The following is a 24,789-nucleotide window of genomic DNA, read 5'->3' as shown; positions in this document are numbered from 1 at the left end:
ATTGCCTAACATGCCTATTTAAATGGCTCAATTCCGCACACCGCGTGGATTCTTCCGGTTTACCCGGACAAGGCCACGCGGCCTGCGGACGATTCGCCCTAGCGGTCCCCGGGAGCGATCCCGCCGAAGACCCAGCTGACAGCGGTTCCAAAACCGATGTCCAGCAGGCTGACGATCACCATCATGATGGCCACGAACACCAGCACCACGAGCGTGTAATTGATCAGTTCCTTGCGGGTTGGTGCAACAACCTTCTTCAGTTCGCCGATGACCTGGCGAATGAAGAGTGCAATACGAGCGAAGAAGTTAGCCTTGGCGTCCTTCTTAGCTGGGCGGCCCTTGGAGCTGCTGGCAGCTGTTTCGGTCACCTGGTCCTCGCTCATCTTTGCAATGTTGGATTACCCGGTTCTGATCAGAACCATGGTTGCTGCGCTTGCTCCGGCATTCCGCCGGAACAGCTTGCGCAGGGCAGACAGGACTCGAACCTGCAACCTGCGGTTTTGGAGACCGCTGCGCTACCAATTGCGCCACTACCCTATGGATCGAAAACAGCATCCTGACAAACTTCCGCAGTTTGCACTGGGGCGCACGTCATCATCCGTGTTTTCAACACCGGAGAACCAGTCTACGCAACAACTTCGTCTACGTCGAACCAGCCCCATTCCGGACCGTCCAATCCGCCCTCGTGGGTGAGTTGACCTGCAGTCACATCCACGCCGGCAGCCCGAACGATCCGCTGAACAGCATAGAGTAGATCACGTCGAATTCCACCATTCAGCCTCCTGGCTACAAGCGAAGAACGGACCCTGCCATGTCTGCCGCCCGCGTTTCCAAGCGCATTTCCGCAATTGCCGAATCCGCAACCCTGGCTGTTGATGCCAAGGCCAAGGCGCTGAAGGCAGCTGGCCGGCCGGTTATTGGCTTCGGGGCAGGGGAACCGGATTTCCCCACTCCGGACTACATTGTCAAGGCATCCATTGAGGCCGCCGGCCAGCCCAAGTACCACCGCTACTCCCCCGCCGCCGGCCTGCCGGAGCTCAAGAAGGCCATCGCCGAGAAGACCCTGCGCGACTCCGGCTACGCCGTGGATCCGTCCCAGGTCCTGGTGACGAACGGCGGCAAGCAAGCCGTGTACAACACCTTCGCCACGCTGGTGGATCCGGGCGACGAAGTGATTGTTCCCACGCCGTTCTGGACCACCTACCCGGAGGCCATCAGGCTCGCCGGCGGTGTCCCTGTTGAGGTGTTCGCCGGACCTGAGCAGGACTACCTGGTCACCGTTGAGCAGCTTGAGGCCGCTGTGACGGACAAGAGCAAGATCCTGCTGTTTGTCTCGCCGTCCAACCCCACAGGCTCCGTGTACAGCCCGGAGCAGGTGGCCGAGATCGGCAGGTGGGCCGCCGCCAAGGGGCTCTGGGTGGTCACCGACGAGATCTACGAGCACCTGACGTACGACGGCGTCCCGTTCACCTCCATCGCCACGGCAGCCCCGGAACTCGGCGACAAAGTGGTCATCCTCAACGGCGTCGCCAAGACCTATGCGATGACCGGCTGGCGGGTCGGCTGGATGATCGGCCCGGCCGACGTCATTAAGGCTGCCACCAACCTGCAGTCACACGCCACCTCCAACGTTTCGAACATCATGCAGATTGCGGCCCTCGCCGCCGTCTCCGGACCGCTGACCGCCGTCGACGAAATGAAGGTGGCCTTTGACCGCCGCCGCAAGGCGATCGTTGCCGGCCTGAACGCGATCGACGGTGTTGAATGCCCGACGCCGAAGGGTGCGTTCTACGTCTACGCGGACGTCCGTGCGCTGCTGGGGAAGGAATTCCCGACGGCGGCAGGCACCGCAACGCCGTCGACCTCCGCCGAACTGGCTGCTTTGATCCTGGATGAGGTTGAAGTAGCCGTGGTGCCGGGCGAGGCGTTCGGACCCTCCGGCTACCTGCGGCTCTCGTACGCCCTGGGCGACGAGGACCTGGCCACCGGCGTCGCCCGGCTCCAGGACTTCCTGGGCAAGGCCAAGTAGGCACGCCCTCTCACACCCGATGCTCTATCACTTTTGGTCCCCATTCGAGCGGCAAAGTCAAGTAGTCGGAGCAACGCGGGGGTTTATGCCGCGTGTAGCAGCTGGTTCAGCCGGTTGGCTGGGGTCTCGAGGTTAAGGGTGGGCCGGGGCCGGCGGTTGAGTTTCGCGGCGACCCGGCGGAGGTCCTCCGGGGTGTGAACGGAGAGGTCAGAGCCTTTCTCGAACCAGAACCGCAGGAGCCGGTTGGTGTTCTCGTTGGTCCCGCGCTGCCAGGGTGAGTGCGGGTCGCAGAAGTAGAGCGTGGTCTCGAGTGCGGTCTGGATTTGGGCGTATTCGGCCAGTTCCGTGCCGCGGTCCCAGGTGATCGACCGTCGCAGGTGATCCGGGAGCTGGCCCATCTCCCGGATCATCGCGGCGGCGACAGTCTCAGCGGTGTGGTCCCCGGCGAGGTGGAGGAGGATCGTGAACCTGGTCGAGCGTTCCACGAGTGTTCCGATCGCGGTCCCGTCGCAGCCGATGATGAGGTCACCTTCCCAATGCCCCGGCACTGCCCGGTCCTGGACCTCGGCCGGGCGCGCACTGATCTTGAACGCCTCCTTGTAAGGGCTGTTCTTGTGCCGGTCCGCGGCGTGGGGAACGCGCTGCTTCCGCTTCAGGCTGAGCTTCTCGGCCAGATCTGCCCGCAGACTTCCGCGGGATTGAACATACAGCGCCTGGTAGATCGTCTCGTGGCTCACCTGCATAGTGTGATCACCGGCGAAGTAAAACGCCAACATCGCCGAGATCAGTTTCGGACTCCACCCGTCATCCATCCACACGCCGATCAGCCGGCACAGATCCTCGTCCTCGACCAGCTTCAACGCCTTGGGCCGGCGCCTGGCCTGATGCGCCCTCGTATGGGCGACCGAGGCGTAATACACCCCGTCCGCGCTGGCGTTCCGGTTCACCTCCCGCCAGACCACCGACTTGTCCCGACCAATCGCCTCACCAATGTCGGCATAGCTGAGTCCCTTCCGCCGACCCATCTGGATCATCCCCCGATCAGCCAAGTTCAACGCCCGGCCACCCGGACCGTCCGCCGTCGGTGCCGGATCCGAAAGACCCCCAACAGCGCCCATGTTCACAGTCATCATGTGGCCAGACTGGGCCCACCAGTTCCTCCCAGCCCCATGCGTGACTCCGACACGCCGCGCGGCAGCGACAATCGACATCCCGCCACACACCATGTCAACGAACTCGGTGCGGGTATTCGGAGGAAATGATCTGGCCATGAAAACGCTCCATCAATCAGAGCGTTGCTCCGACTACTTGACTTTGCCAGCCTTATGGGGACCAAAAGTGATAGAGCATCTTTGGGTTAGAGGAGGCGGCGTTCGGCGGCCCACTTGGTCAGCTCGTGCCGGCTGGAGAGCTGGAGCTTGCGCAGCACCGCCGACACGTGGGTTTCCACGGTTTTGATGCTGATGAACAGCTCCTTGGCCACCTCCTTGTAGCTGTAGCCGCGCGCGATCAGCCGCATCACTTCGAGTTCGCGGGCAGACAGCCTGTCCAGCTCGTCGTCGGCAATATCGGCCGGAGCGGTGCCGAAGGCGTCCAGCACGAAGCCCGCGAGCCGGGGCGAGAACACAGCGTCGCCGCCGGCGACTCGGAACACGGCGTCGGTGATCTCGGCCCCGGAAATCGTTTTGGTGACATACCCCCGGGCACCGGCGCGGATGACTGACACCACGTCCTCGGCGGCGTCGGAGACGCTCAGGGCCAGGAACTTGGTGGTGGCCAGCAGTGCCGCGGAACCCGCGATGACTTCCCGGCCGCCGCCGCCCAGGCCACCCGGCAGGTGTACGTCCAGGAGCACCACTTCCGGACGCTCCTGCGCGATCACGGCGATGGCCTGCTCAACCGTTGCCGCTTCCCCCACTACCTGGATGCTCTCCGAGAGGTCGGCTTTGAGTCCCGAGCGGAAGATGGCGTGGTCGTCCACGATGACCACCCTGACCGGCGTTGCGGGGCGGATGGGCCCGGTCCCCTGCATGCCGGTCCCCTGTGCGTTGTTCATGATTTCCCTTCCGCGTTTTCCGTTTGGAGCGCCGGCATTCCCAGCCGCACCTCAGTGCCGTTGGGCGTGCTGGTGATGGAGGCCGACCCGCCGTGGCGTTTCATGCGTCCGATGATCGATTCGCGGACACCAAGACGGTCTTCGGGCACCTCCTGCAGGTCGAAGCCCGGCCCCCTGTCCTTGATGAAGATTTCCGTCCGACCATCGGAAACTTCGAGGTAGACAGAGACGGTCCCGCCGCCGTGCCGGGACGCATTGAGCATCGCCTCACGGCTGGCCTGGACCAGGGCTTCATGGGATTCGGTCATGGCTGTGTCCCCGACGCTCACCACCTCCACGGCGTTGCCGAGCGAGTCTTCCACCTCGGCACCCACTGCCTTGATGCGGTCCGAAAGCTGGCCCGCCTCCTTACCCGGGTCCTGGAACAGCCAGCTCCTGAGCTCACGTTCCTGCGCCCGGGCGAGCCGGACAACGTCGTGCTCGTTTCCCGCCCGCCGCTGGATCAGGGCGAGGGTCTGGAGGACGGAATCGTGCAGGTGGGCGGCGATCTCGGCCCGCTCCGTTTCACGGATACGGCCCGCCCGCTCAGTTTCCAGGTCCCGCCAGAATTTGAGGGCCCACGGAAGAAGTACCAGCACCACGCCGCCCAGCACCGCCACCGATGCCAGCAGCGCCAGCCAGGTCTGTTCCCAGGATCCGGAGCCGGACACCATCACCAGCACGCCGGCAACCACCAGCGCCAATCCGGCGGCCAGGCGCGCCCAGCCGCCTGCCTGATCGGCCTTGGTTTTGTCCACGAGCCCCGCGCGGCGGGTTTCGTCGAGCTGCATCCAGGCGATGGCTGCACCGCCCAGCACGGCAGCCGCGGGGATAAGGGTCTCCAGGGGCACGTCCACGCCCAGAAGCCGGGCAATCATGATGCCCGCCACCAGGAGGAGGCCGGCGCCCAACAGTATTTCCTTGCCGTACCGCATGCTGCGGACCCGGAACCACGGAGGCCGCACAGCGGCCCCGTAGCCCGACCCGTAGCCGGCAGCGGGCGGGCCGGGGGAAACCCCCGGGGCGCCAGCACCGGCGTCGGGATTTCCCCACCAGGGAGCGGCTGCGGGCGAGCCCTGCGACGGCGCCGCTGAGGGCGGCCCGGCGCTGAATGCCGGGTCAAGGCTGACGGCCGGGGCAATGGGCGACGCCGGACGCCTGGCATTGCGCCGGGCACTTTCGTCGGCGGTGGGGACCATGATCCACAGCCACGCATAGAAGGCCAACCCGGCGCCACCGGCGAGGGTCGCGAGCGCCATGCCGATCCGCACGCTTTTCACCGGCCAGCCCAGATGCGCCGCGAGGCCGGCACATACGCCCGCGATGACGCGGTCGCTGCTGCGGACAAGCGGTGGGCGGGTGAGGGCGGTGGTCATGTGTCAATCCAAGCACGGATCAGGGTTCCCCGGACCCGATTCCGGCCTGAACCGGGGGTAACTCAGGGGCGAGTCAGGGTGTTCCCCAGTAGAGCTGCGCCGCCCCGGACGGCAGGATCGAAGTATGAACTCCCAGACCCCCACCCCAGATGACGGCCAGCCCACGGAACCGCTCCCCCCTCGCGACCCGGACCAGCCAACCGAACCCCTGCTGCCACCCCCGGCTGCTTCGCAGGACACGCCCCCGGCCGCCGGCCCCTATGACGGCCCGTATGCCGGTCCCTATGCAAGCCAGTATTCCGGCCCGTCCGCAGGCCCGTACTCCAGCGCCAAAGCGCCGGGCCAGTCCGGTGACTTCTTTACCTGGGTCCGGAGCCACGGTATCCAGCGCGGACGCGACCGGTGGATCGGCGGTGTCTCCAGCGGCATCGCGCACAGGATGGGCATCGATCCGCTGATTGTCCGCGGCATCTTCATTGTCCTCACCCTCTTCGCCGGAATCGGCGTCCTGCTCTACGGCCTGGCGTGGGCATTCCTTCCCGAACCCGACGGGCGCATCCACGTCCAGGAAGCCGGCGCCGGCCGCTGGTCCAGCGGCATGACAGGCGCGCTGATCACCACCGTGGTGGGACTCACCGGGCTGGGCGGCGGATTCTGGGGCTGGAGCCGCAACGGCTTCGGCGGATTCCTCTGGACCGTCTTCTGGGTGGGCGGCGCCATCTACTTCATCTACTACCTGACCCAACGCAACAAGGCCCGGAATGGAGCTCCCATGAACGCGACACCGCAGCCGGCCGGCGGAGACTCCGGTTACTCGGCCTCCTATCCCACAACCCCCTATGCCGCGCCGTTTGCGGCCACGGACTCTGCTTCGACCCGCACGTCCGGCACGTCCGGCAGCGCACCCTACCTTCCGGTCCCGCCGTCGAGCGTCAACCCGCCTTACGGCGGCGGCAGCTACGGTGGGGGCGGCAGCGACGGCGGTGCCTACGGCGGCTACCAGCCACCGCAGGGCCCGGCCCGGGCACCCAAGGTCCGCCCCTCCGGCCCCGGTGCCCCGGCAGTAGCCATTACAGCCGGAACGGCGCTCCTGGTGGGTGGCGGGCTCAAGGCCCTGGACGCCGGCAACGTGATCAACCTCGGCGACGCCGCCAACGCGATCGTCTGGGCCAGCGGTGCAGCCGTCCTGGGCCTGGGCATCCTGATCGCGGGCCTGCGCGGCAGGACGTCCGGAATCCTCGGTTTCTTCGCCGTTGTTGCCCTGGTGATCGGCGGCATCTTCAACGTTGTGGGCAACGGCGACAGGGTCCGCTTCACCCAAGTCGACTGGGCACCGGCGAGCCAGCAGCAGGCGGCCGATGGCTTCAGCGTCACCGGCGGCCGGGGAACCGTTGACCTCACCCAATTGGCCGCGCAAGCCCCGCTGGACTCAGAAGTCGTAGTTCCCCTGGACATCACGGCAAGCAACGTCACCGTGATCCTCCCCAGCAACATTCCCGTGGACGTGAGGGCAGACATGACGCTGGGGAATCTCAACGAAGGCACCAACCACCGGGGCGGCATTACCTCCCAGGAAACCAGCTACAACACCGACAAGCCAGGCGGCCACCTGATCATCCGGATCGACGGCACCCTCAGCAACGTCACCATCCAGGAAGGAAACTGACATGAGCAGCTTCGATCCGGCACCGGATTCGTCTACCCCTCAAACCCCGACGACGGTGCACACCGACGCGGCCGGACCCACACCCACCCGGGTGGGAACGGTAGTCTGGGGCCTCATCGTGATGGCGCTGGCCGCCCTGATCATCATCGCCCAGTTGGGCGTGGTAACCCTGAACGGCACCTACGTACTGATCGGCCTTATGATCGGCGCCGGCGCCGCGCTGGTGATCGGCGGGCTGCTTTCGGCCCGAAAGCGTGACAACGAACCCACAACAGGGAAGTCTTGAACCATGGACAAGTTCTTCAGCATCGTCAGGGGCTTCGGCCTGAAACGTGGACCCCAACGCTGGCTGGGAGGTGTGTGCGGCGGCATTGCAGCAAAGCTCAACGTGGATGTGGCGTTCGTCCGGATCGCTTTCCTGGTCTTCTGCCTCCTCCCCGGCCCCGCCGTCGTCCTCTACATCGCAGCGTGGCTGGTCCTTCCTGACCAGCAGAACTCCATCCCGCTGCAGAACTTCCTGGACCGCCGCTCCATCAGCTGACCTCAGTCAGGAACCGCAAGGCCCTCGCTCCCCGGAGAACCCTTCCCCGGAGCGGGGGCCTTTCTGCTGTCCTTGTCCACCGGCCGGTGGACAACAGATTCAACCGGCCGGGCCTGTTGACCAGCGCCCCGGGACTGCAACGCTGGAAGCATGAACACGTCCCTCATCCCCGGGCAGCGGCAGTCCCCTGATGCCATCACCGTGCGCGGCCTCAACAAAACGTACCGCCTGCCCAAAGGCGGGACCCTCACGGCCGTGGACCAGCTGGACCTCACCATCCGCACAGGCGAAACCTACGCCCTCCTGGGTCCCAACGGCGCTGGCAAGTCCACCACCATCGAGATCCTGGAAGGCCACCGGAAACCGGACAGCGGCGATGTCATGGTTTTGGGAACGCGCCCCTGGAAGGCGGCACCGTCCTTCCGCGCCCGGATCGGCATCGTCCTCCAGGAGGCCACCGACTCCGGTGAACTCAGGGTTTCAGAGGCCCTGCGGTCACTGGCTGCCTGTTTCCCGGCGCCCCGGCCGGTGGACGAGGTCATTGAGGCCGTGGGGCTCGGGGGCAAGGGCGGCGTCCGGATCTCAACCCTTTCGGGCGGCCAGCGGCGCCGGCTGGACGTGGCACTGGGGATCATCGGCAACCCGGAGGTCCTGTTCCTGGACGAACCCACCACAGGCTTCGATCCGGAAGCCCGCCGGCAATTCTGGGACCTCATCCGCCGGCTGAGCAGCGGCGGCACCACCATTGTCCTCACCACGCACTACCTGGACGAGGCCGAGCAGCTGGCGGACCGGATCGGCGTCATCAACCACGGGCGTCTTATCGCCGAAGGCAGCCCGCAGGAGATCGGCGGCCCGGGCCTCCGGGTTCCCCGCGTCCGGTGGCAGGATGCTTCCGGCCTTCGCGAAGTGGTGACCGAGCAGCCGGCTTCCCTGGTCGCGTCGCTGTCCGACGGCGGCGCGATAGAGCCGGCGGAGCTCGCCGTCGTCCGTCCCAGCCTTGAGGACATTTACCTCCAGCTCATCGGCGCCGCGGACGGCGCCGAACCCTCTGCCGAACCATCCGCCGCACGATCTACGGAAGCATCGTCCGTTTCAGGAGCCCTCCGATGAGCACAGCAGTCCCCGCATCCGTCTCCCCCGCCACCGGCCGCCCGGCCTGGCGCCCGTCAGTCCTGCGCTTGGGACTTGGCCGGGTCCTGCTGGAGATCAAACTATTTAACCGTGACGTGCTATCTCTGGTCCTGGTTCTCTTCTTCCCGATCCTGATGATGTCCCTGTTCGGGACTGTTTTCGGTGACGAGCCGGTCTTCGGCGCCGGCCCGGACGGCCAGGGCGGCATCACCCCGGCGCACTACTACCTGCCCGGCATGCTTGCGCTGAGCACCATCCTGAGCGGGTTCCAGAACCTCAGCAGCTACGTGGCCACCGAGCGTTTCAACGGCACGGCGAAGCGGCTGGCCGGTACGCCATTGCCCGCAGCCTCGTACTTCATCGGAAAAACAGGCCAGACCCTCTACCTGATCGTGGCCCAGACTGTTCTCCTGCTGCTCGCGGCAGCCGTCCTGTTCGACGTCCCGCTGCCCCGGGACGCCGGGCAGTGGGGCACGGTGGCGCTGCTGATGATCCTGGCCACGGCTGCCTGGGCCACCGTGGCCATCGCGTTCACCGCCTTGCCCAAGTCGGCACAAAGCGCGTCCACCCTGGCCGTCCTGCCGGTACTGCTCCTGTCCTTCACCTCGGGTGTGTACTTCCCGTTCTCGCAGCTTCCGGACTGGCTGCAGTCCGTGACCAATTTCTTCCCCCTCCGCTGGACGGCGAGCGCCTTCAGGTCTGTTTTCCTGCCTGCCGGCTTTGAAGCCGTTGAGCCCGGCGGCACCTACAACCTGCCGCTGACGTTCCTGGTCCTGGGCATCTGGGTGGCCGCGGGTGCCGTGCTTGCCCGGTTGGCATTCAAGTGGCCGCCGCAGAAGTAGCCGGCTCCGTGCCTCACCAATCGTTGACCTTGGTGGCCCGGCGGCACGCGGATAGGGTGCAGCCATGAGCTATATGAGCGGACGGACCGAGCGGCTGCTGCCGGCACGGTCCGTATGGACAACCTCCATGGTCTGGTGGCACGCCGGGTTCTACGCCGCACTGGCCAGCGTGTCGTATTTCGCCATGTTCGGCAACGAGCGAGAGTCCGGGACGCCCCTGGTCATTGGTGCGCTGGTGCTCCTCGGGGCCGCGTACCCTTTCCTGACCCGGACCAAGGATCTCCGGACACTGCGGCCCACCATCTACGTGGCACTGCTGGTGGCTGTGGTGGTGTTCCTGTCCTTTGTGTACGACGGCGCCGGGGTCCTGCTGTTTGTGGCCTTCCCCCAGGTCTGGATGTTCACGTCCTCCCAGCGCCAGGGCGTAGCAGCCACCGCCGTACTCTGCGTCGGCGTGGCCGTTGGCCAGATCAGCCGCTGGGGACTTGCCGGCACGGAGGTGTACGGCATCACGGCCCAGCTGGTGACCTCGTTTGTGGCCAGCTGCATGATCGGACTCTGGATCTCGAAAGTCATTGAGCAAAGCGAACAGCGCGCCGAACTGCTGGCTGAGCTTGAGGCCACCCGCCACGAACTGAACAACGCGGAACAGGCACGCGGTGCATTGGCTGAGCGTGAGCGGATGGCACGGGAAATCCACGACACCCTGGCCCAGGGGTTCACGTCCATCGCCATGCTCTCCGAAGCGGCACAGGCCCAGCTCAGGGCGCAACCCGAGGCCCCCTCCGGACTGGTGCGCAGCCTCACCGCTATTTCGCGGACGGCCCGAGAGAATCTGGCCGAAGCCCGTGCCCTGGTGGCCTCAGGCGTCCCGTCGGATGTCCAGGGCGGAGACCTCCTGGCGGCACTGAAGCGGCTGCCGGACACGCTTCACCTGGACAGCGTCCGGCTGACCGTGGAGCTGCCCGACAGCCTGCCCCCGCTGCCGTCCACGCAGCAGGTGGCACTGCTCCGGACGGCCCAGGAGGCACTCAACAACGTCCGCAGGCATTCCGGAGCCACGGCCGCGGAGGTCCTGATGGATATCCCTGCCGGCGGCCCGCCGCTGCTCCGGCTGACCGTCACGGACAACGGGCAGGGCTTTGACGTCTCGGCGGATCACCAGGGGTTCGGCCTGAAGTCGATGGCTGCCCGGCTGGACGAAATCGGTGGCCGGCTCCAGGTCACTTCCGCGCCGGGCGCCACCCGGCTGCTGGCGGTGGTCCCCACCGGGGCCCTCGGGCCCGGCGGCACGGACACCGGGCCAGGGACCCGCGGTGCGGACGCACCCCTGCCCGGAGCCGTGACATGAGCCTCCCGGAAACTGTGACTGTTGTCCTCGCCGATGACCACCCCGTGGTCCGGAGCGGCCTGGCCGCGCTGCTGGACACCGCGGACGGCATCGACGTGGTGGCCGCCGCGGCCAACGGCCAGGAGGCGGTGGACGCTGTCAGCCGGCTGCGCCCCGCCGTCGTCCTGATGGACCTGCGGATGCCCGTCCTTGACGGCGCCGGCGCCACGGCGCAGATCCGGGACCGGTTTCCCGACACCAAGGTGCTGGTGCTGACCACCTACGACGACGACTCCGACATCATGCGCGCCGTGGAGTCAGGGGCGGTGGGCTATCTCCTGAAGGACACGGCCGGGGACCGCATCATTGAGGCCGTGCGCGCTGCAGCGCGTGGTGAGACGGTTCTCGCTCCGCCGGTGGCGGCACGCCTGGTCTCGCGGATGCGCGCGCCTGAACTGCCGCGGCTGACAGCCCGGGAGGTGGAGGTTCTCCGCTGCGTGGCGCAGGGACTGAGCAATCCCGAGGTGGCCACCGCGCTCCATATCGCCGAGGCGACGGTCAAGACGCACCTGCTGCGGATCTTCAACAAGCTGGACGTGGACGACAGGACCCGTGCCGTGGTCCTGGCCATGGAACGGGGCCTTTTGTAACCGGTTTGTGTCGTAACGCACACCGCCGACTACAATCTAGGTGAGCTCAGCGTGGCGCTCTGCCTGTAAACCTTCACACCAGGATTTGAGCCGAGACATGAAAATTGGAATTCTTACCAGCGGCGGCGACTGCCCCGGACTGAACGCTGTCATCCGCGGAGCCGTCCTCAAGGGCATCGCCATCCACGGCCACGAATTCGTGGGGTTCCTGGACGGCTGGCGGGGTGTCGTCGAAGGCGACATCATCGACATCCCCCGCAGCATGGTCCGCGGCATCGCCAAGCAGGGTGGCACCATCCTGGGCACCTCCCGCACCAACCCCTTTGAAAACGGCGGCGGGCCGGAAGTCATCAAGGCCCACATGGACCGCCTCGGCATCGACGCCATCATCGCTATAGGCGGCGAAGGGACCCTCGCGGCCGCGAAACGCCTTACCGACGTCGGTCTCAAGATCGTGGGTGTCCCCAAGACCGTGGACAACGATCTTGACGCCACCGACTACACCTTCGGTTTTGATACGGCCGTCCAGATCGCCACCGAGGCCATCGACCGGCTCCGGACCACGGGCGAGTCCCACCACCGCTGCATGATCGCCGAGGTCATGGGCCGCCACGTTGGCTGGATTGCCCTGCACGCCGGCATGGCCGCCGGCGCCCACGCCATCCTGATCCCCGAGCAGAAGGTCAGCATCGAGCAGATCACCGAATGGGTCCAGGAAGCCCATGACCGTGGCCGCGCCCCGTTGATTGTTGTTGCCGAGGGCTTTGTTCCGGACCACATGGAATCCCCGCACTCCGAGCGCGGCCTGGACACGTTCGGCCGGCCCCGGCTGGGCGGCATCGCGGACCAGCTCGCCCCCGAGATCGAAGCCCGCACCGGCATCGAGACCCGTGCCACGATCCTGGGGCACATCCAGCGCGGCGGCGTCCCGTCCGCGTTCGACCGTGTGCTCGCCACCCGCCTGGGCATGGCCGCAATCGACTCTGTGGTGGAGGGCTACTGGGGCACCATGGTGGCCCTCAAGGGCACCGACATTGAGCACGTGAGCTTCGACAAAGCCCTGGGCCAGCTGAAGACCGTACCGCAGAACCGCTACGACGAGGCTGCGGTCCTGTTCGGCTAAGCCTGATCAGCGCGAACGGACACTTGAGGCCCCCTTGGGTTCCTCAAGTGTCCGTTCGCGCTTCCCGGTGCTGGGTAGGCTGGGGATATGACTCTTGACCCCGGTTCCGCCGCCATCATCCAGCTCGCTTGGGCCCGGCATTTGGGGCTCGACGACGGCGCTTTCGCTGCGTCGCTGAGTTCCGGTGAGCGGATGGTCCGGGCCGACGCCGCTGCAGAGATTGTGGAGTTCGTCAGGCTGTTCGGCAGCTCGGCGCTGGTGGGGCCCCAATGGGTGATTGACGCCGCCGCGGGAATTCCGGACGAGGAGATGGCCCAGCATGTGACCCTGCTGACCCTGACCAGGGCCCACGGAGGCCACGGCCTGGGTGCGGCGGCCCTGTTCTTCGCCGACGACCTGCCCCTGCGACAGCCCTCCGAAGAGCTCACCGTGTCCCACGGAAACCCGGAGGCGATCGAGCTGGAAGGCCTGTGCCCGCCGGACGACGTCAACGAAGTGCACCTGTCAGAACTCGAGAACCGCTACACGATCCTCCACGAGGTCGACGGGCGCCGCATTCCCGTGGCCTGCGGTGCCTACGGGGAATGGGAAGGGCTTCTCGCGCAGATGGGCGTCCTGGTGGACCCCGGGTGGCGGCGCCGCGGGCTGGGATCTGTGGCGGCATCCATCGCCGCCCACGAAGCCCTCGCGGCAGGCCTCACCGTCCAGTGGCGCGCCGAAGTCAGCAACACCGGCGCCGTGGCCCTGGCGCGGCAGCTGGGCCTGTCCGCCGGCGGCATCCAGACCAGCGTGCTCCTGGGCTGACGCCGCCTCCGACGCCGCCTAGGACGTAGGACACCTGGCCCTAGGACGCCCTGTTGGCTTTGGCGCCCTCTACGGCCGGCGCCGCCGGCTGACCGCTCCAGCCCGCCACCGCCTTGGGCTTGGCGAAGAACAGTGCCACGGCAGCGCCAACCAGGATCACACCGGCAGGAAGCAGGATGGACTGTCCCATCGCCGTCGAGAATCCCTCATGGAGCGACTCAGGCAACTGGCCGGAGAATTCCATTCCGCCCGCCCCGGGACCTTGCGCGGGAAGCTCCGCGGCCAGGCGCGCCTGGATGAGCACGGCGATGGCCGCGCTGCCCAGTACCGCGCCGATCTGGCGGGTGGTGTTGTAGACCCCGGAACCTGCCCCGGCCTGGCGCGGGGGCAGATTGCGCGTGGCCGTGGAGCTCAGGGGCGCCCAGATGCCGGCATTCGCGAACCCCAGGACAGCACTGGGCAGGAGGAAGAGCAGGATGGGGGTATCCGGGTGCATCAGGGCAGAGTTCCAGAACAGCGCCACGGCCATCAGGACCAGCCCGCCGGCAGTGATGAACTTCGGATCGATCCGGTCGATGATCTTGCCCACCACGGGAGCCAGGCCACCGGAGATGAGGGCCATGGGAACCATCATGAGCGCCGATTCGGTGGGCGTCATGCCCCGCACCAGCTGGTAGTAGAAAATTAGCGGCAGCGCGAAGGCGGTCACGGTGAAGCCAACGGTGGTGATGCCGATGTTGGCCAAGGAGAAATTCCGGTCCCGGAACAGGCCCAGCGGCAGGAGCGGCTCGCCCTTGTTGAAGCGCTGCCAGAGAATGAACGCCCCCAGCACCACCACGCCCGTGATGATGAGACCCCAGACGCTGACGAGGCCCACGATGGTCCCCCAGTTGTACGTCTCGCCTTCCTGGATGCCGAACACCAGGAGGAACAGCCCGACGGCGCTGAGCAGCACGCCCGGGATGTCGAACTTATGGGGGTGCGTGCTGAGGGTGGGGACGAACCGCCAGGCGAGGATAAATCCAACGATGCCGACCGGCACGTTGATGAAGAAGATCCACTCCCAGCCGAGGCTGTCCACGAGCAGGCCGCCCAGGATTGGTCCCACCAGCGTTGCCAGGCCCGCGGTGGCGCCCCACAGGCCCATGGCGGCGCCCCTGCGGTCCGGCGGGAAGATCCTGGTGATCACCGCCATGGTCTGCGGCGTCATGATGGCGGCGCCCAGGCCCTGGAAGATCCGCGCCATGATCAGCGTCTGGACGTCACCGGCCAGCCCGCACCAGAGGGAGGCGAGCGTGAAGACCACGAGGCCGGAGAGGTAGAGCTTCTTGGGTCCGAAGCGGTCGCCGAGCCGGCCAGTGATCAGCAGCGGCACGGCGTAGGCCAGCAGGTAGGCGCTGGTCACCCAGATCACGGCGTTGATGTCCGTTCCCAGTCCCTCCATGATGCTGGGGTTGGCCACCGACACGATGGTGGTGTCGATCAGGATCATAAAGAACCCGATGACCAGGGACCAGAGGGCTGGCCAAGGCCGCGCTACATTTTCCAAGCCTCAGTTGCCCAGCAGATCGAGGATGTCCGTGCGGGCGAACATCTGCGCGGCAGCACGGGCGGAGGGGCTGCCGGCGTCGGGATCTGCACCGGCGTCGAGCAACACGCGGGACACGTCCGTATACCCCTTGAATGCTGCACCGGCCAAGGGGGTCTGGCCGCGGTCGTTGGCCGTGTTGGCCTCTCCGCCGTGCTCAAGGATCAGCTGTACCGTCTCAGCGTGGCCGTGGTAGGCGGCCAGCATCAGCAGGGAATCGCCCGCGGTGTTGGTCATGGTGGCGGGCGCCCCGGCCTCAAGATAGGTGCGCAGCAGACCGGTGTCCCCCTCCCGGGCGGCTTGGAAGAGCCGGTGGGCCAGTGCCACGGCTTCGTCGTTGGTCGTGGCCTCGGGTTTGGCGGCGCCGGGCGTAGCGGCGTCGGGTGCGGTGTTCTCGGTCATTAGCGGGTCCCCCTCAGGAATCCAGTCTGGCGCCCCACCACCTGGCCGGCGTCGGGAGCAACAATTACTTCCTGGGCAGCGATGTAAGGCTCCTCGCCGTCCAGCACGGTCAGCATTTCATCCGGTGCGACGGACCGTTTGATGACGGCCAGCGCCACCGGGCCCATTTCGTAGTGCTGGGCAACGGAGGTCACTGTCCCGACCCTCCGCTCGCCCAGCATGACCTGGCTGCCGGGCGCCGGCATGGTGTGCTGCGAACCGTCCAGCTGCAGGAACACCAGGCGCCGCGGCGGATGGCCCAGGTTGTGGACGCGGGCGATGGTCTCCTGGCCTTTGTAGCAGCCCTTGGACAGGTGCACGGCGGTGCGCAGGAGGTCCAGTTCGTGCGGAATGGTTTTGTCGTCGGTTTCGGCGCCCAGCCTGGGGCGCCACGCGGCAATGCGGAGGGCTTCAGCCGCCATTACGCCGGCGAGCGGGCGGTCTGCCAGAGTTTCCTCAAGTTCAGCGGCCGGCACCAGATACTCGATCCAGGGCCGCTCCAACCCCGGGTGTCCTTCTTCCGGAACCACAGCATAGGAGTAGCCGCCGGCGCCCACGTGCGGCCAAGGATCCCGCCAGGCCAGCAGTGCGGACCATTCCTCCACAGTCTTGGTGGACCCGAGAACTGCCCAGTCGGCGGAGACGTCGGTGACCTCGACGCGCAGCATGAACTTCATTTTGTTCAGCCACTCAGCCAGCCGTGCAGCCTCGGCGGCCTCAACAATCAGCCAGGTGGTCCCGCCGTCGTCCACTACACGGGCGTCAAACTCGATGCGGCCCTGGACACTCAACAGCAGCAACTCGCTGGACTCCCCAGGCTGCAGGCCGGTGACCTGCTGGGAAGACAGGGTGTTCAGCCAGGTCAGCCGGTCCGGACCGCTGACCGTCACCACGCCGCGGTGGGAGAGGTCGACGACGGCGGTACCGGCTGCGAGGGCGCGCTGCTCACGCAGCGGCTCACCGTAGTGGGATGCGACGCCGGCGTCCGCGCCGGTGGCCTCGACGGCGCCCGGGCGCGACAGTAGGGGGCTGGGAGTAGTCATACTGGGGGAACGTCCTTAGGTCGGTGGGTATTCCGGTCAGCGGTATTCCGGGTTCTCGAAGTCGAAGCGTGTTCCGGCTTTCCATTCTTCAGGAAGGTTGCCGTAGGCAGGAATTCCGCCGGCGTCCTTAAGCATCCGGGCGAAATGCAGCAGGTTCCATGTCATAAACGTGGTGTTGCGGTTGGTGAAGTCGGATTCGGGGCCGCCGGAGCCTTCGTCAAGATAGCTCGGGCCGGGGCCAACCGGGCCGATCCAGCCGGCGTCGGCCTGGGGAGGGATGGTGAAGCCGACGTGCTGCAGGCTGTACAGCACGTTCATGGAACAGTGCTTGATGCCGTCCTCGTTGCCGGTGATCAGGCAGCCGCCAACTTTGGGGTAAAACACCCATTGGCCCTTGTGGTTGAGTTCCCCGGAATGCGCGTAAAGCCGTTCGATCACCTTCTTGGTCTGGGAGGAGTTGTCGCCCAGCCAGATGGGACCGGCCACCACCACAATGTCGGCCTCTTCAACAGCCGGGTACAGTTCCGGCCACTCATCGGACGGCCAGCCGTGCTCGGTCATGTCCGGGTAAACACCGCTGGCGATGTCGTGATCGACAGTCCTGATCACGCGGGTGCTGACGCCCTGCTTCTCCATGATGAGGCGGCTGACATTGATCAGGCCCTCGGTGTTGCTGGTCTCCGGCGACCGTTTCAGAGTGCCGTTGAAGAACACAGCCTTCAGGTCGCTGTAATCCATGGAGTCCTTCGGTGCAGCCATGATGCTCCCTTGATTCACTCGCCGGTGTTGCCCAGGATGCCCAGTCTACTGATGACCGGTGACACGGCAGGGCGTCAGGAAACCTTTTTCAGGAAGGCCGAGGCGTGCGCTTCGAGGCCCTTGCCGGGCTGCGATGTTCCGCCGGTGGCCACGTCCCAGCGCCAGAGCAGGTTGCCGTCCACCAGTCCGAAGATCCGGGTGGCCGCGCTGTAGTCCTTGGAATGGCTGCCGCGCATCACCATGTCGGTGGTCAGCTGGATCTGCGGGCCCTTGATCTGGCCGTAGTACAGCTCAGAGATCCCGCCGGGATGTGAGATGGACACCGAGATATCGAACCCGCCGTCTTTATTGCGGAGCGCTTCGACTTCATCGGCGCTCTTGAGGGCGGGAACAATATCGGCCGGAATCAGGCCCGGTCCGCCGTCGGCATCAAGCTGTTTGCGCTCCAGCGCCCAGAAACCGGTCTCAACTGTCAGCGGCCGCAGGCGCGTGCCGTCGTCGTCCGTTAACCAGCTCTCCGCGCGGTACTGAAGGTACGGCAGGCCGTTGTGCGTGAAGTTGACATGCTGGAGGAAGTGTTCCGAGTCCTCGTCCCCGCTGCCGAGCCGGCCGCTGCCTTCCCACTCACCAATGAGCCAGGAAAGCGGAACAAGTTCGGGTGTCAGGTCTGTAGGAATTTCTATCGGCACGGCAATAACCTCAGGAAAATGCTAGCTCGTTGAACGGGTTTACTTCTGGCCTTTGAAGAGGCGGTAAACCACAAAGCCGGCGAACCAGGCCATGGACAGGCTGGCGATGCCGAGCAGGACGAGGAAGAAGATTTCAAATGCAAGTACGGACATGATGCCATCCTAACCGGTTAGTAGATGAGTAGTTTGTCTATGAAGTAAGCCAGGGAGCCCACGGCCGAAACCGGCGCAAGGCCCATGCTAACCGCAGCCAAAAGATTCAGCGGACCGCCGCGGAGTGTTACGAGTCGGCGGAAGCTGACCAGCACGGCGCCCACCACAACACCGAAGATCGCCGCCGGCAGAACGGCAATGTCGGAGAAGACCAGTCCGGCGAGCGGCCCGGCAAGGCCTGCCATCACGATGCCGAGGGGGGCCACGATGCTGTCCGGCCAGCGGATCAGGCCGGCCAGCAGCGCCACGGCAGCGCTGATGGCTGCCACCAGGAGCATCTCGCGGACGCCGTTGAAGCGCACGCCGGCGACCCAGCCTGCTCCCAGGCAGGAGAGGAGCACACCGGCGCAGCAGCCCAGGGTGGATTCAAGCCGCTGGGCCTGGCCGGTGCCTCGGATGAGCTGCACCACAAACACGGCCATCATTCCCAGCGCCATAAATGCAGGCGTCCAGTCCAGGAAACCCGGAGCGGGGACAAAGCCGGCCGCGAGCGCGGATCCGACGCCGGGCAGCGCGATGACGGCTGCAAGGGTCTTTTTCGCGGGGATGCGGAGAAAGTGGGGCCAGCCGATGCCTACCGCCACAGCAATCACCGCGGCGACGCCGATGAGTGCCTCTCGTGAGATGTAGACGCCGGCGATGATCGCTACGAGTCCCGCCACCCCGACAACACCGATGACCCACGAGCCCAGTGACTTTGCCGGGGCCTGCACCTCGGCGGTCATCGGGAACCCGGCCGGCCGGTTCGCTTCGGCTTCGACTCTGCACTCAATCTTGGCATCCCATTCTGGCTGTGGACCCGGCGGCTCGGCCTTCGGTGTCAGGGCGTTCTGCCCGACGGTTCAATCCTGCCTTATGTGACCCGGATATGTCGCAAAACGAAGGTTTGACGGGGTGGAATCCGTGCTGTCGCGCAGGCCGGTGGGTATACTCAGAGTTCAGCTACGCTTCCTGCTACGGATGCCGGCCGGATAGATTCTTAGCCGGCCAAGTCCGCTGCAGTGAGATAGTACCGGCCGGTGAAAACCCGGTTCAGTCGCCCGAAGATGCGCGGACGCCCCTTGGAGGAACAATGTCGCACATCCTGCTATTGACGAACAGCACCGGTTCTTCGGTAGACATTCTGCCTGCCCTGGAATTGCTGAACCACCGCGTGCACATTCTCGCCGCGGAACCCACAGCCCTGCTGGAGACCGATCCCTGCGATATTGTGCTTCTCGACGCCCGCAAGGACCTGGTAGGCGCCCGCTCCCTCACCCAGCTGCTCAAGGCCACAGGTCTGAGCGCACCCCTGGTCCTGATCCTGACCGAGGGCGGCATGGCCGCAGTTTCTTCAGCCTGGGCCGTGGATGACATCGTGCTCGATTCAGCCGGTCCCGCCGAAGTGGAGGCCCGCATCAGGCTCTCCGTGGCGCGTGCAGTGCCGGACAAGGATGACGCCCCCACGGAGATCCGGGCGGCAGGCGTGGTCATCGATGAAGCGAGCTACACTGCCCGCGTCAACGGCGCCCCGCTGAACCTGACGTTCAAGGAATTCGAACTCCTCAAATACCTGGCCCAGCACCCCGGCCGGGTCTTCACCCGCCAGCAACTGCTCACCGAGGTGTGGGGCTATGACTACTACGGCGGCACGCGCACCGTGGATGTCCACGTCCGGCGGCTGCGGGCCAAACTCGGTGCGGACCACGAAAACCTGATCAGCACGGTCCGGAACGTCGGCTACCGCCTGACCCTGGTGCGGCAGCAGGAAGACGAACTGACGGAAGCCTGACACCGTTCAGACAGCAACAGCGCCGGACCAGTGGTCCGGGGCTGTTCCTGTATTAGGGTGCTGTATTTGTGGAGGACATACGGGTCGAACGTATCGAGGCCACCCCACTGGTGGATCCCCCTCGTTCCCACCGTTACCGGCGGGTGAGATATCGACTATACGTGCCCGCCCCGGGGCCATCAAATCGGAGCGCCTTCCGGCCGGGGCGTATAGCCTAGCCTCATGAGTCCTGCGCACCCGGAAAAATGGCCCGTCCTTATTGTCCACGGCGGCGTGGAACAACAGCTGCTGAAGGACTGCGTGGCGCTCCTGGCAGCTGCCGAGGAGTCTGACGGCAACCCCTCACTTTCCGAGCAAACAGTGGTGACGCTCCGCGCCGGTGACTCTGCAGAGCATTCCCTCCTGACCCTGGCGCTCTACGCGCCGGACGAGGATTCCGATCCCTCCTCAGGCCAGGACCTGGCCGGGTTTGCCGTTGTTGTGGAGGAGCCGGACGGCAGCGGAGTGCTGGAAATTGCCGTCCACCCCAGCTACCGCAACCAGGGCGTAGCGGACCGGCTTGTCGGCGCACTCCAGTCGGGGCGAGGTCTGGATGGGCTGAAGGCCTGGTCCCACGGCAACCATGAGGCAGCCGCGGACCTCGCCGCCCGCTACGGCTACGGTCCGGTGCGCGAACTTTGGAAGATGAGGCTGACCACCGCCACGGCAGAACTGCCCGACGTCCGCCTGCCGGATGGCGTCACGCTCCGCCCCTTTGTACCGGGCAGGGACGAGGACCGCTGGCTGGCTGCGAACCGCGCCGCATTTGCCCACCACCCCGAGCAGGGATCGATGTCCCGCGCGGACCTGGATGCCCGCATGGCCGAGGACTGGTTTGATCCCGCCGGCTTCCTGTTGGCCGTGGACGCCGAGGACCGGTTGCTGGGATTCCACTGGACCAAGGTGCATCCGCGCCACGGCGCCCACCCGGCGATTGGCGAGGTCTACGCGGTGGGTGTCACACCGGCCGCGCAGGGTATGGGCTTGGGTAAAGCCCTAACGGTGGCTGGCATCAGGCATCTGCAGGGCCTGGGGCTTCACGCCGTCATGCTCTACACGGATGCCGACAACACCGCTGCCGTTTCCCTCTACCGGGGCCTGGGCTTCACACGCTGGGATATGGACGTGATGTACGGACCGCTGGCCTCCGTTTAGTGGCACCCGGGTGAGTTATCCCACTCGTGTGACTAACGACTTCGGGTGGCCCGAAATCTAGGGCTTGTGGACCCTGATTGATTGTAAGGTTGGTAAAGAACCGCGCCGGCCGAGGGCCAGCATCAAGCGCCAGGTAAAAGGAGAGACCATGAAACCGGAACCCGCCGGAACAGTCACGTCCGAGGGCGCTTCAGCGCCGGTGCGCGCGCGCTTCGGCTCATCCGAAGTCCCTGCCTCGCGCGCAACGCAGGACCGGATCGACATCCCCGAGTTTGCGCCCAGCCTTGTGCCCGAAGGGGACATCCGGCCGGACCGTTTCCTGGACCGCGAACTCAGCTGGCTGGCTTTCAACTCCCGCGTCCTGGAACTCGCCGAAGATCCCTCGCTCCACCTCCTGGAACGCGTGGGGTTCCTGTCCATTTTCGCGTCCAACCTGGACGAGTTCTTTATGGTCCGCGTGGCAGGCCTGAAGCGGCGCATCGCCACCAACCTCGCCGTGCCTTCGCCTGCCGGCCTCAGCCCTGTGGAGGTGCTGGAGAAGATCGGCGACGAAGCCCACCGCCTCCAGCAGCGCCATGCCCAGGTCTACGCCGAACAGATCCGCCCCGCCCTGGCCTACGAGCACATCCACCTGATGCACTGGGACGAACTGGACGACGCCGCCAAGCAGCAGCTCAGCGCCATGTTCGCCGAAAAGGTCTTCCCGATCCTGACGCCGCTGGCCGTGGACCCGGCACACCCGTTCCCCTACATTTCGGGCCTCTCCCTCAACCTGGCCGTGGTGGTCCGCAACCCCGTGAGTGACAAGGAACTTTTCGCCCGCCTCAAGGTTCCGGACCAGCTTCCCCGCCTGATCTCCATCGACGGTCCGCGGGCCGGGGCCGTGGCGGGACGCGTGGCGCGTTTCATCGCGTTGGAGGAAGTCATCGCCGTCCACCTGGACAAGCTCTTCGCCGGCATGGAAGTCCTGGAACACCACATCTTCCGCGTCACCCGCAACGAGGACCTCGAAGTGGAAGAGGACGACGCCGAGAACCTCCTGCAGGCGCTGGAGAAGGAACTGCTGCGCCGCCGGTTCGGCCCGCCCGTCCGCCTCGAGGTCACCCACGACATCAACCCGAACATCCGGGCCCTGCTCATCCGTGAGCTCGGAGTGGACGAGTCCGAGGTGTACTCGCTCCCGGCTCCGTTGGACCTCCGCGGCCTGTCCGTCATTGCCGGAATTGACCGTGCCGACCTTCACTACCCCAAGCACATGCCGCACACGTCCCGGTTCCTCAACGAGTCCGAGACGTCCAAGGCCGCCAACGTTTTCTCGGCCATGCGCCGCCGCGACATCCTGCTTCACCACCCGTACGATTCCTTCTCCACCTCCGTTCAGGCGTTCCTGGAACAGGCGGCCGCGGACCCCAAGGTCCAGGCCATCAAGCAGACCCTGTACCGGACCTCGGGCGACTCCCCCATCGTTGACGCCCTGATCGATGCCGCCGAGGCCGGCAAGCAGGTGCTGGCCCTCGTGGAGATCAAGGCCCGGTTCGACGAGCAGGCCAATATCTCCTGGGCCCGCAAGCTGGAACAGGCGGGCGTCCACGTGGTCTACGGCATCGTGGGCCTGAAAACCCACTGCAAGCTGTCGCTGGTGGTCCGCCAGGAAGTGGACGGGCTCCGCCGCTACTGCCACATCGGCACCGGCAACTACCATCCCCGCACGGCCCGCTACTACGAGGACCTTGGCCTGCTGACCGCCAATGACCAGGTGGGCGAGGACCTTTCCAAACTGTTCAACCAGCTCTCCGGCTATGCTCCGAAGTCCACGTTCAAACGGCTCCTGGTTGCTCCGCGCTCTGTCCGCTCCGGGCTGATCGACCGCATCGAGACCGAGATCCGCAACGCCCGGGCCGGACTGGCCGCCAGGGTGCAGATCAAGGTCAACTCCATAGTGGACGAAGCCATCATCGACTCCCTTTACCGCGCGTCCCAGGCCGGCGTGATGGTTGACGTCATTGTGCGCGGCATCTGCTCGCTGCGTCCCGGCGTTCCGGGCCTCAGCGACAACATCACCGTGCGCTCCGTGCTGGGCCGATTCCTGGAACACTCCCGGGTGTTCGCCTTTGCCAACGGCGGCGATCCTGTGGTTTACATCGGCTCGGCGGACATGATGCACCGGAACCTGGACCGCAGGGTCGAGGCCCTGGTCCAGCTGTCCAATCCCGACGACATCAGCTACGTCCTTAACCTGTTGCGCCGCTACATGGATCCGGAGACAGCCAGCTGGCATCTGGATAGCCAGGGCATGTGGAACCGGCACCACATTGCCGACGACGGCAGCCACCTCGACGACATCCAGTCCTGGCTGCTGGCGTCGCGCACCCGCCAGCGCAGCCTGAGCCGGCGGTAGGGCTACGGCGTTGGCGAGCGACATCCTCGTAGCAGACCAAACAGACCATCCCGGCGAGGCAGTCGCCGTCGTCGCGGCCGGGGCACTGCCCTGGCGTATCAACTCCGAAGGTCTCGAAGTCCTGCTGATCCATCGTCCGCGGTATGACGACTGGTCCTGGCCCAAGGGCAAGATCGACGCCGGTGAGACCCTTCCCGAATGCGCGGCCCGTGAGGTGCAGGAGGAGATCGGACTTGATGCGCCCCTGGGCATTCCGCTGCCGCCGATCCACTACCGGGTACCGACGGGACTGAAGGTGGTCCACTATTGGGCGGTCCACGTCAACGGCGCCCGCCTCATTCCCGACGGCAAGGAGGTGGACCGCGTGGTGTGGTGCGCCCCTGAAACGGCCGCGGGGCTGCTGTCCAATCCGACCGACGTCGTTCCCTTGGAGTATCTGCGGGCAGCCCATGGCCGGGGTGACCTCAACACGTGGCCGCTGATTGTGGTGCGGCATGCAAAGGCCAAGCCCCGCTCGTCCTGGTCCAAAGCCGAGGGTGAACGGCCCCTGGCCGCGACGGGAATCAGGCAGGCGCAGGCCGTCAGCCGGCTGCTGCAGGTCTGGAAGCCGCCGCGCGTGGTGACGAGTCCCTGGCAGCGCTGCGTGTCAACCGTGGCCCCATACCTGAGGGCAACAGGGGCCAAGGTCAAAGTGGTGGAAGCGCTGACGGAACACCGGCACGCCAGGACTCCCAAAAAAAACCGCTGCCGCCATTGAGTCGCTCCTGGAGAAGGCACGGCCCGTCGCCGTCTGCACGCACCGCCCCGCCCTGCCCACCATCCTGGGCCAGCTGGGCAAGCACATGCCAGGCCGCGTGCGCGCGCTCCTGCCGGACGCCGATCCGTACCTGTCCCCTGGTGAGCTGGTGGTGTGCCACGTGGCCATCGACAACAGGCGCCGCATCGTGGCAGTGGAGCAGTTCAAGCCCTTCGACGACTAGGTTTTCGGCACGCCCGGCCGCGACGCCCGGCTCACCGATGAACTGCTGCTCGATCTGGTCCGCGGCAAGCTGAGGAAGGGCTGATCCGATGCGCGGCCGGCGGCCAACGCTGAGGCCGGCCGC

The 24,789-nt window shown here is 66.0% G+C and carries 23 protein-coding genes, 1 tRNA gene and 1 pseudogene; 14 read left to right on the top strand and 11 right to left on the bottom strand.

Annotated features, from left to right (window positions below):
• Nucleotides 1-98: 98 nt before the first annotated feature.
• Nucleotides 99-383 (bottom strand): preprotein translocase subunit SecE, encoded by a 285-nt coding sequence (gene secE / locus MUN23_RS15335; RefSeq protein WP_056344431.1) that lies wholly within the window; start codon nucleotides 381-383, stop codon nucleotides 99-101.
• A gap of 81 nt (nucleotides 384-464) precedes the next feature.
• Nucleotides 465-537 (bottom strand) — tRNA-Trp (locus MUN23_RS15330).
• A 274-nt stretch (nucleotides 538-811) separates the two neighbouring features.
• Between MUN23_RS15330 and MUN23_RS15325 the strand changes: the two genes are divergently transcribed.
• Nucleotides 812-2,029, top strand: coding sequence for a pyridoxal phosphate-dependent aminotransferase (locus MUN23_RS15325; RefSeq protein ID WP_248759563.1), 1,218 nt, complete (start codon nucleotides 812-814; stop codon nucleotides 2,027-2,029).
• Between the two features lie 83 nt (nucleotides 2,030-2,112).
• Here the strand turns inward: MUN23_RS15325 and MUN23_RS15320 are convergent, their stop codons facing one another.
• The 3 genes from MUN23_RS15320 to MUN23_RS15310 all read right to left on the bottom strand — a co-directional run bounded on the left by MUN23_RS15320 (nucleotide 2,113) and on the right by MUN23_RS15310 (nucleotide 5,500).
• Nucleotides 2,113-3,300, bottom strand: a complete 1,188-nt coding sequence (locus MUN23_RS15320; protein WP_371875902.1) for an IS30 family transposase — start codon at nucleotides 3,298-3,300, stop codon at nucleotides 2,113-2,115.
• An 86-nt stretch (nucleotides 3,301-3,386) separates the two neighbouring features.
• Complete coding sequence (locus MUN23_RS15315; RefSeq protein WP_305886566.1) at nucleotides 3,387-4,085, bottom strand: response regulator transcription factor; 699 nt, start codon at nucleotides 4,083-4,085, stop codon at nucleotides 3,387-3,389.
• Nucleotides 4,082-5,500, bottom strand: a complete 1,419-nt coding sequence (locus MUN23_RS15310) for an ATP-binding protein (protein WP_248759561.1) — start codon at nucleotides 5,498-5,500, stop codon at nucleotides 4,082-4,084. The genes MUN23_RS15315 and MUN23_RS15310 overlap by 4 nt, the downstream gene beginning before the upstream one ends.
• A 124-nt stretch (nucleotides 5,501-5,624) precedes the next feature.
• On the opposite strand from MUN23_RS15310, the gene MUN23_RS15305 reads away from it, so the two are divergent.
• From MUN23_RS15305 to MUN23_RS15265, 9 genes are all read left to right on the top strand, one after another.
• The gene (locus tag MUN23_RS15305; RefSeq protein ID WP_248759558.1) at nucleotides 5,625-7,166 is read left to right on the top strand and encodes a PspC domain-containing protein; all 1,542 of its coding nucleotides are present in this window, start codon (nucleotides 5,625-5,627) and stop codon (nucleotides 7,164-7,166) included.
• Nucleotide 7,167: 1 nt separating this feature from the next.
• On the top strand, nucleotides 7,168-7,452 hold the full coding sequence (locus tag MUN23_RS15300; RefSeq protein WP_248759556.1) for a hypothetical protein: 285 nt from the start codon (nucleotides 7,168-7,170) through the stop codon (nucleotides 7,450-7,452).
• 3 nt (nucleotides 7,453-7,455) lie between these two features.
• Entirely contained in the window at nucleotides 7,456-7,707 is a 252-nt protein-coding gene (locus tag MUN23_RS15295; protein WP_248759554.1) for a PspC domain-containing protein, read from the top strand.
• 150 nt (nucleotides 7,708-7,857) lie between these two features.
• Nucleotides 7,858-8,820, top strand: a complete 963-nt coding sequence (locus MUN23_RS15290; protein ID WP_248759552.1) for an ABC transporter ATP-binding protein — start codon at nucleotides 7,858-7,860, stop codon at nucleotides 8,818-8,820.
• On the top strand, nucleotides 8,817-9,683 hold the full coding sequence (locus tag MUN23_RS15285) for an ABC transporter permease (protein ID WP_248759550.1): 867 nt from the start codon (nucleotides 8,817-8,819) through the stop codon (nucleotides 9,681-9,683). Before MUN23_RS15290 ends, MUN23_RS15285 begins: the two co-directional genes overlap by 4 nt.
• A 64-nt stretch (nucleotides 9,684-9,747) precedes the next feature.
• Nucleotides 9,748-11,034 carry a sensor histidine kinase gene (locus MUN23_RS15280; protein WP_248759549.1) on the top strand — a complete coding sequence of 429 codons (1,287 nt, stop codon included), beginning with the start codon at nucleotides 9,748-9,750 and terminating at the stop codon, nucleotides 11,032-11,034.
• The gene (locus MUN23_RS15275; protein WP_248759547.1) at nucleotides 11,031-11,663 is read left to right on the top strand and encodes a response regulator transcription factor; all 633 of its coding nucleotides are present in this window, start codon (nucleotides 11,031-11,033) and stop codon (nucleotides 11,661-11,663) included. The genes MUN23_RS15280 and MUN23_RS15275 overlap by 4 nt, the downstream gene beginning before the upstream one ends.
• A gap of 97 nt (nucleotides 11,664-11,760) precedes the next feature.
• The gene (locus MUN23_RS15270; protein ID WP_248759545.1) at nucleotides 11,761-12,786 is read left to right on the top strand and encodes an ATP-dependent 6-phosphofructokinase; all 1,026 of its coding nucleotides are present in this window, start codon (nucleotides 11,761-11,763) and stop codon (nucleotides 12,784-12,786) included.
• 87 nt (nucleotides 12,787-12,873) lie between these two features.
• Nucleotides 12,874-13,590: a GNAT family N-acetyltransferase gene (locus MUN23_RS15265; protein ID WP_248759543.1), complete on the top strand. Its 717-nt coding sequence runs from the start codon at nucleotides 12,874-12,876 to the stop codon at nucleotides 13,588-13,590.
• Nucleotides 13,591-13,630: 40 nt separating this feature from the next.
• On the opposite strand, the gene MUN23_RS15260 is transcribed toward MUN23_RS15265, so the two are convergent.
• The 6 genes from MUN23_RS15260 to MUN23_RS15235 all read right to left on the bottom strand — a co-directional run bounded on the left by MUN23_RS15260 (nucleotide 13,631) and on the right by MUN23_RS15235 (nucleotide 19,048).
• A complete protein-coding gene (locus tag MUN23_RS15260) occupies nucleotides 13,631-15,139 on the bottom strand; it encodes a DHA2 family efflux MFS transporter permease subunit (RefSeq protein ID WP_248759541.1) in 1,509 nt (502 codons plus the stop codon).
• A 3-nt stretch (nucleotides 15,140-15,142) separates the two neighbouring features.
• On the bottom strand, nucleotides 15,143-15,580 hold the full coding sequence (locus MUN23_RS15255) for an ankyrin repeat domain-containing protein (RefSeq protein WP_248759539.1): 438 nt from the start codon (nucleotides 15,578-15,580) through the stop codon (nucleotides 15,143-15,145).
• A complete protein-coding gene (locus MUN23_RS15250) occupies nucleotides 15,580-16,662 on the bottom strand; it encodes a folate-binding protein YgfZ (RefSeq protein WP_248759537.1) in 1,083 nt (360 codons plus the stop codon). Before MUN23_RS15250 ends, MUN23_RS15255 begins: the two co-directional genes overlap by 1 nt.
• Nucleotides 16,663-16,698: 36 nt before the next feature.
• Nucleotides 16,699-17,421, bottom strand: coding sequence for a flavodoxin family protein (locus MUN23_RS15245; protein WP_248759534.1), 723 nt, complete (start codon nucleotides 17,419-17,421; stop codon nucleotides 16,699-16,701).
• A gap of 74 nt (nucleotides 17,422-17,495) precedes the next feature.
• A complete protein-coding gene (locus tag MUN23_RS15240) occupies nucleotides 17,496-18,110 on the bottom strand; it encodes an FABP family protein (RefSeq protein ID WP_248759532.1) in 615 nt (204 codons plus the stop codon).
• A 170-nt stretch (nucleotides 18,111-18,280) separates the two neighbouring features.
• The gene (locus tag MUN23_RS15235; RefSeq protein ID WP_248759531.1) at nucleotides 18,281-19,048 is read right to left on the bottom strand and encodes a permease; all 768 of its coding nucleotides are present in this window, start codon (nucleotides 19,046-19,048) and stop codon (nucleotides 18,281-18,283) included.
• A 347-nt stretch (nucleotides 19,049-19,395) separates the two neighbouring features.
• On the opposite strand from MUN23_RS15235, the gene MUN23_RS15230 reads away from it, so the two are divergent.
• From MUN23_RS15230 to MUN23_RS15215, 4 genes and pseudogenes are all read left to right on the top strand, one after another.
• Nucleotides 19,396-20,094 (top strand): response regulator transcription factor, encoded by a 699-nt coding sequence (locus tag MUN23_RS15230; RefSeq protein ID WP_056344481.1) that lies wholly within the window; start codon nucleotides 19,396-19,398, stop codon nucleotides 20,092-20,094.
• A 222-nt stretch (nucleotides 20,095-20,316) separates the two neighbouring features.
• The gene (gene mshD, locus MUN23_RS15225; RefSeq protein ID WP_248759530.1) at nucleotides 20,317-21,288 is read left to right on the top strand and encodes a mycothiol synthase; all 972 of its coding nucleotides are present in this window, start codon (nucleotides 20,317-20,319) and stop codon (nucleotides 21,286-21,288) included.
• A 148-nt stretch (nucleotides 21,289-21,436) separates the two neighbouring features.
• Nucleotides 21,437-23,686 carry an RNA degradosome polyphosphate kinase gene (locus tag MUN23_RS15220; RefSeq protein ID WP_248759529.1) on the top strand — a complete coding sequence of 750 codons (2,250 nt, stop codon included), beginning with the start codon at nucleotides 21,437-21,439 and terminating at the stop codon, nucleotides 23,684-23,686.
• Between the two features lie 10 nt (nucleotides 23,687-23,696).
• Nucleotides 23,697-24,666: pseudogene (locus MUN23_RS15215) on the top strand (NUDIX domain-containing protein).
• The last annotated feature ends 123 nt before the right edge of the window (nucleotides 24,667-24,789 follow it).

Source organism: Pseudarthrobacter sp. SSS035 (genome assembly GCF_023273875.1).
Classification (GTDB): Bacteria; Actinomycetota; Actinomycetes; order Actinomycetales; family Micrococcaceae; genus Arthrobacter.
Note: the sequence above shows the minus strand (reverse complement) of the source record. Positions and strands in the feature narration are given on the sequence as shown.